The following is a 5,511-nucleotide window of genomic DNA, read 5'->3' as shown; positions in this document are numbered from 1 at the left end:
CCTATGTGCGATCGGCCGAGACCAAGCCGGTAGCCGCGTAGCGACGCTCGCCGACAAATAGCGCGATCAGAATGCCGCCACTTAGCGCGAGCGTTTACAGCGGCCCGGCTGCGATCGGCGCGATCCTCACGCAATCGACCGTTTGCGCGAGACGGGGTGATTGCAGCACCTACGCAGTCGCATGTTGGTCGAGCAAGTCGATCACGGCGCAACTTGCCGCCCCGTCGCCCCCGCAACGGTCGATAGTCGTGGCGAGCACGCTTTCGAGCTGCGCCAGATCGACCATCTTGGCGCGAACACGCTCCAGATGGTGGGCCGCGATCTCGCGGACCTCACAGCATGACGCCTGCGCGGGACCGCCAAGTGATAGGATCGCGCGCACCTCGGCCGGGGTGAAACCGAGTTCTCGCGCGCGACGGATGAATCCAAGGGCGCGGACGTGATCGGCCCCATATACCCGCCGCCCGCCGCTCGTGCGGGGTGGCGTTGTGAGAACGCCGACGCGCTCAAAATATCGGATTGTCTCGATGTTCACACCAGTCCGGCGCGACAGCTCGCCTATCGCGATGCTTTGCTCGACGCGCATAAATCGCTTGCTCCTGTAGCCGCTACAGGAGGCATAGCGGGTTATTCCTCCGGAGACGACCGATGAACCAAGGGACGATGCCGCACGAAACTCTGGGTCCGCCCGCGCCGACCCGTCGAGCCGACACGGGGCTATCCGTCCTCGCCGCGCTGACTAGCTTCGGCGCGGTCCTGGCCGCTGCCTCCTGCTGCGTCCTGCCGCTCGCGCTTGCGGCAATGAGCGTTGGAGCCGGCGTTTCCAGTACCTTCGCCGCGCTGATGCCGCTGCGCTGGCCGCTGACGGCACTCTCGCTCATCGGTCTGGCTGCCGGGTGGTGGGCCTATGCGCGGCGCCGAAGGGCTTGCGCTGCGGATCGGTCCTGCACCGTGCCGCTGCCTTCTAGCGCCACTCCGATCGTGCTCGCGATCGGCACGGTCCTGACGGTGGTCGCGTTAATATGGGATCGCCTTGAAGCGCCATTGATGAAGGCGCTTTCCTGATGCAGCTCACCTCCGCCCTGACCTGCCCCAAGTGCGGCGGGGTCGCAACCGAGACGATGCCCACCAACGCCTGCCAGTTCTTCTATGATTGCCGGCATTGCGCGGTAGTGCTGCGCCCCCTGCCGGGAGATTGCTGTGTGTTCTGCTCGTTCGGCGACGTACCGTGCCCGCCGATACAGGATGCGAACGCGAATGGAAGTTCGCCAATCTGCTGCCAAGGCTAAGCCCTGAGGAGCTGGAAAGCTCAATCGCTATCCGCCGAAAACCAAAGGCCGCCTCCTAGGAAGCGGCCCTGGCCCTTAGTTCCCTTTTGGGAAACGGACGCCTTTCGACGCCGCACGTAACGCTTGTATAGAGCAAATCCTGCCGCTCGGCAAAGCTCCAAGTTGCAGTCATTCGCCTCAGGCCCTACTATCGTGAACATGCTTCGGCGTATGTTCTCACCCTCCCAGCCCCGTGCGCGCGGCGCTGATCGCCCTTCTCGCGCTGATGCTGGTCATGCGGGTCGGGCCGATCTGCGAGGCTGTCGCTATCGCGGCCGTCCCGAGTGCGTCGGCAATGCCCGGTTGCGAGGGCAAGGGGCATGGCACCCCGGAGAAGAAGGCTCCTACTGCCGCCTGCTCGATGCCCTGTGCCGCCGCGCTCGACGGCGCACCGATCGCCCGTGTCGCGCCGCTGGCCTACGCGGCGCCCGGCCCCTGGCCGGTGCGACATGCCGGCCTGCTTGAATTTGCTCGGGCACCTGCGACGCCCCCTCCGCGAGCTGTGTGACGCTTCCAACCTCACACTGTTCTATGGAGAGTTTAAATGTCGAAGTTCAAGCTCATTGGCGCGGCCGTCGCGCTCACCCTGTCCTCCACCGCTTTCGCCGCGACCGCGGCCGATTGCTGCCCGGACATGACGTGCTGCAAGGAAGGCGCGGACTGCTGCGATCACGCCAAGAAGGCCGGCGATCACGCCGATCATGCGGGCGAGATGCAGCGCCGCTGACGGTGTTGGTATGGGGGCGGGCAACCGCCCCCATATTCACGGGTCAAGAAGCGCGTCGTCCTCGGACATTGCCCGGTATCTCCGTCTGGATCGTGGCCTGCTCGATCCCGAACCGACTTCGAGCGGAGAGGCGATCGCCTTCCTCACAGCGCCAAACTCCGCTCGAGTTATTGCAATGACATGGAAACCTTTCCGTGGTAAGCGTCAATTCGTGCGAGCCTTTCTGCCTCTCCTGACATGCCTGATGCTGGTCCTCACCAGCTTCGCCGGCATGGCTCACGCCGCCGATTTGGCGGGAGGAAGCATCGCGGGCGTTGAGTTTACCGTCCATACCGCGGGCGACCGCGATGAGGTGCCGTCAGATTCGGACAAGAACGTCCCGCACCACCACAATTATTGTCACGGGCATGACGTGGGTGCGCCTGCGCGCGCGACAATGGAATACACCCTTGTCCTCACGGCGCCCGAGCCGACAATCTCTGCCTCTGCATCGCTCGATGGCCACACCGGGATAGTCCATCTGAGGCCCCCCCAAGCCTGACGCCCGATTCGGGTGTGCGTTGGCGCGCGCCTGTCGATCAGCGTCAGGAGTTTTAGTCTCATGCATCGTATCTTCGCGGCCATGCTGGCCGCAGCGTCGTGCGCAACTATGGCGCAGGCGCAGGTCGGACCGTCCGCGCCTGTTGCGCAGGACGCGCCGGTCTACACGCTTGACCAAGCGGTCAGTGCGGCGGGCGGTTCGGCCCCCGCTGCGGAAGCCGCGACAGCTGCGATCGACGCGGCCCGTGCGGGCCGCACGGTCGCCGGCTTGCGGCCCAATCCGGTGGTCCAGGGTCAGGTTGAAAACATCATTGGCTCGGGGCCATATCGGGGGGTCCGCAGCGCGGAATCCACGGTCGGCTTTGCGATCCCGATCGAGCTAGGCGGCAAGCGCGGCGCCCGCGTTGCGGTCGCCAACGCACAATTGTCCCGGGCCGAGATCCAGGCTGCGATCATCGCAGCGGATGTCCGGCTTCAGGTGACGCAGCTCTACGTCGAAGCGGTCGCCGCCGACCGGCGGGTAACGACAGCGCGGGACCAGGCCCGGATCGCCAGCGACGCGCTGCGCGCCGCGAGCGTCCGCGTGCAGGCGGGGCGTGCCTCTCCGCTGGAGCAACAGCGTGCGGACGTCGCCCGGATCAATGCCGACGCCAATGTGGAGCGGCAGCTTCGCTTGGCCGAGGCGGCTCGCGCCAATCTGGCGCGTCGGATCGGACGGCCGATCGACGGCCTGCTCGATGACACGCTGCTCGATCGCCTTCCCGGTGCGAACGTCTATGGGCCGATGGCACCGGCCAACACGACCGGCACACTCGCGCTGGCCGCAGCCAACGCGGACTTCTCCATTGCGGAAGCCGGCGTGCGGCTCGCGCGCGCCAATCGCGTCCCTGACGTCAATGTCGGGCCTGCAATCCGCCGCCTGGAAGCGACCAACGACATGGCGGCGGTATTCAGCGTGTCGATCCCGATCCCGGTGTTCAACAATGGTCGCGCCGCGATTGCGCAGGCGACCGCGCAGCGGACCCAGGCAGATGCGCAGCGCCGCCTGACCGCGCTCGACATTGAACAGGCGATCACGGACGCGCAGGCGCAGGCGGCCAATGCGGCGACCACCGCCCGCGCGGCGTCAGGGCCGGCGCTGGCGGCGGCCCAGGAGGCCGCCCGCATCGCGCGGATCGGCTATCGCGAGGGCAAGTTCGGCCAGCTCGAATTGCTCGATGCGGAACGCACGCTCGCCGAAACGCGGGTCGCCGCGATCGATGCGCTCGCCAACTACCAGAATGCCCGCGCGCAAGTGGAGCGACTGACCGCTCCTGCGCCCAATGGGGGAAACCAGTGATGAAGAGTTTCTATCTTGCGGGCGCGGCGTCGCTCGCCCTGCTGTTGTCTGCCTGTGGTGGCAAGGACGCCGGGAACGAGGCGGCCGCCAATGGAACGGGCAATGAAGCGGCTGCTGGCGCTGAAAAAGGCGGTGCCGAAGGCGGCCATGCCGATGAAGGCGTCGTCACGCTAGGGGCAGATCAGATCGCCGCCGCGGGCGTGCAGGTCGGACGCCCGATCATCGGCGGAGCCGGAACGATCGAGCTTCCCGCGATCATTGAGGGCGATCCCCAAGGCACGCAGGTCGTCTCGGCCGCGATCGCGGGACGGGTGGTCGCTCTAACGCGCAACCTTGGGCAATCGGTCGGGCGCGGCCAGACTATCGCGGTGATCGAGAGCCGCGAGGCAGCGCAAATCAAGGGCGAGGTCGAAGCGGCACGGGCGCGGCTTCAGCTCGCCAATTCGAACCTCGCACGCGAACAGCGGCTTTTCGCGCAGAGAGTCTCTCCGGAACAGGATCTGATCGCTGCCCGCACGGCGGCGACGGAAGCGCGGATCGCGCTGACGCAGGCGCAGAGCATGGTGTCGGCCGCCGGTGTCGGCGGCGGCGGCCTCAACCGGCTCGGCATCGCCGCGCCGATCTCGGGTCAGATCATTGCGCGCCCCGTGACGCTGGGACAGACGGTCGCGGCGGATGCAGAACTCTATCGCATCGCCAACCTGAGCCAGGTGTCGATCGCGCTCACCCTGAAGGCTGAGGATGCGGGCCGAGTGCGCCCCGGCAACACCGTGCTGGTCAAGGCGGCGGGACGTCAGGCAACGGCGCGCGTGACCTTCGTGTCGCCGGCGCTCGATCCGCAGACGCGGCTCGTGCCCGCGCTCGCCACCCTCGACAACCGGGGCGGTGAATGGCGGGTCGGCGAGCCGGTGACGGCCGCCGTCCAGCTCACGGGCAGCGGCGGTAGCGGCGCAATCCGCGTGCCGACGACGGCGGTCCAGAGCTTCGAGGGCAAGTCGGTCGTGTTCGTTCGCACGCCTACGGGCTTCAAGGCGACCCCGGTGCAGCTCGGCGATGCGTCGGGCGACACGGTAATCGTCCGCTCGGGTCTCACCGGCAACGAACAAATCGCCACCACCGGAAGCTTCACGCTCAAGGCCGAGATCGGCAAGGGCGAAGCGAGCCACGAGGATTAAGCCATGATCGCCCGCATCGTCACATGGGCGGTCGAGAAGCGCTGGCTTGTCCTGCTCCTCACCGCCATCGTCGCCGTCATCGGCGCGTTTTCACTCTACCGGCTGCCGATCGACGCAGTGCCGGACATCACCAACAATCAGGTGCAGATCAACGTGCGGGCACCCGCGCTCTCGCCCGAGCTGGTCGAGAAGCAGGTGTCGTTCCCGATCGAAACCGCGCTCGCCGGCACCCCCGGCATCGAATATACGCGCTCGCTGAGCCGTAATGGCTTCGCGCAGATCACTGCGGTCTTCTCCGACTCTACGGACATCTATTTCGCCCGCCAGCAGGTGGGCGAGCGTCTGCGGGGCGTGCAAGAGAATCTGCCCGACGGCGTGAACCCTGAAATGGGTCCGATCGCG

The 5,511-nt window shown here is 66.7% G+C and carries 7 protein-coding genes; 6 read left to right on the top strand and 1 reads right to left on the bottom strand.

Translation table 11 applies throughout. From position 1 onward, the window contains the following. Positions 1 to 169 precede the first annotated feature (169 nt). On the bottom strand, positions 170 to 586 hold the full coding sequence (locus ABS88_RS05025) for a MerR family transcriptional regulator (RefSeq protein WP_047867282.1): 417 nt from the start codon (positions 584 to 586) through the stop codon (positions 170 to 172). A 62-nt stretch (positions 587 to 648) separates the two neighbouring features. Here ABS88_RS05025 and ABS88_RS05020 point away from each other — a divergent pair, with 62 nt between their 5' ends. The 6 genes from ABS88_RS05020 to ABS88_RS04995 all read left to right on the top strand — a co-directional run. Continuing rightward, complete coding sequence (locus ABS88_RS05020; protein WP_047867281.1) at positions 649 to 1,065, top strand: hypothetical protein; 417 nt, start codon at positions 649 to 651, stop codon at positions 1,063 to 1,065. Continuing rightward, positions 1,065 to 1,289 (top strand): GDCCVxC domain-containing (seleno)protein, encoded by a 225-nt coding sequence (locus ABS88_RS05015; RefSeq protein ID WP_082132098.1) that lies wholly within the window; start codon positions 1,065 to 1,067, stop codon positions 1,287 to 1,289. Before ABS88_RS05020 ends, ABS88_RS05015 begins: the two co-directional genes overlap by 1 nt. Positions 1,290 to 1,872: 583 nt before the next feature. Continuing rightward, positions 1,873 to 2,055: a hypothetical protein gene (locus tag ABS88_RS05010; protein WP_047867279.1), complete on the top strand. Its 183-nt coding sequence runs from the start codon at positions 1,873 to 1,875 to the stop codon at positions 2,053 to 2,055. A gap of 601 nt (positions 2,056 to 2,656) precedes the next feature. Continuing rightward, on the top strand, positions 2,657 to 3,934 hold the full coding sequence (locus ABS88_RS05005; RefSeq protein ID WP_286749327.1) for a TolC family protein: 1,278 nt from the start codon (positions 2,657 to 2,659) through the stop codon (positions 3,932 to 3,934). Then, the gene (locus ABS88_RS05000; RefSeq protein WP_286749326.1) at positions 3,934 to 5,109 is read left to right on the top strand and encodes an efflux RND transporter periplasmic adaptor subunit; all 1,176 of its coding nucleotides are present in this window, start codon (positions 3,934 to 3,936) and stop codon (positions 5,107 to 5,109) included. Before ABS88_RS05005 ends, ABS88_RS05000 begins: the two co-directional genes overlap by 1 nt. Before the next feature lie 3 nt (positions 5,110 to 5,112). Next, a partial coding sequence (locus ABS88_RS04995) for an efflux RND transporter permease subunit (protein ID WP_286749325.1) occupies positions 5,113 to 5,511 on the top strand: 399 nt, incomplete at its 3' end.

The organism is Sphingopyxis sp. SCN 67-31 (assembly GCF_001725095.1).
The sequence above is the reverse complement of the archived record's forward strand: the minus strand, read 5'-3'. Positions and strand labels throughout refer to the sequence as shown.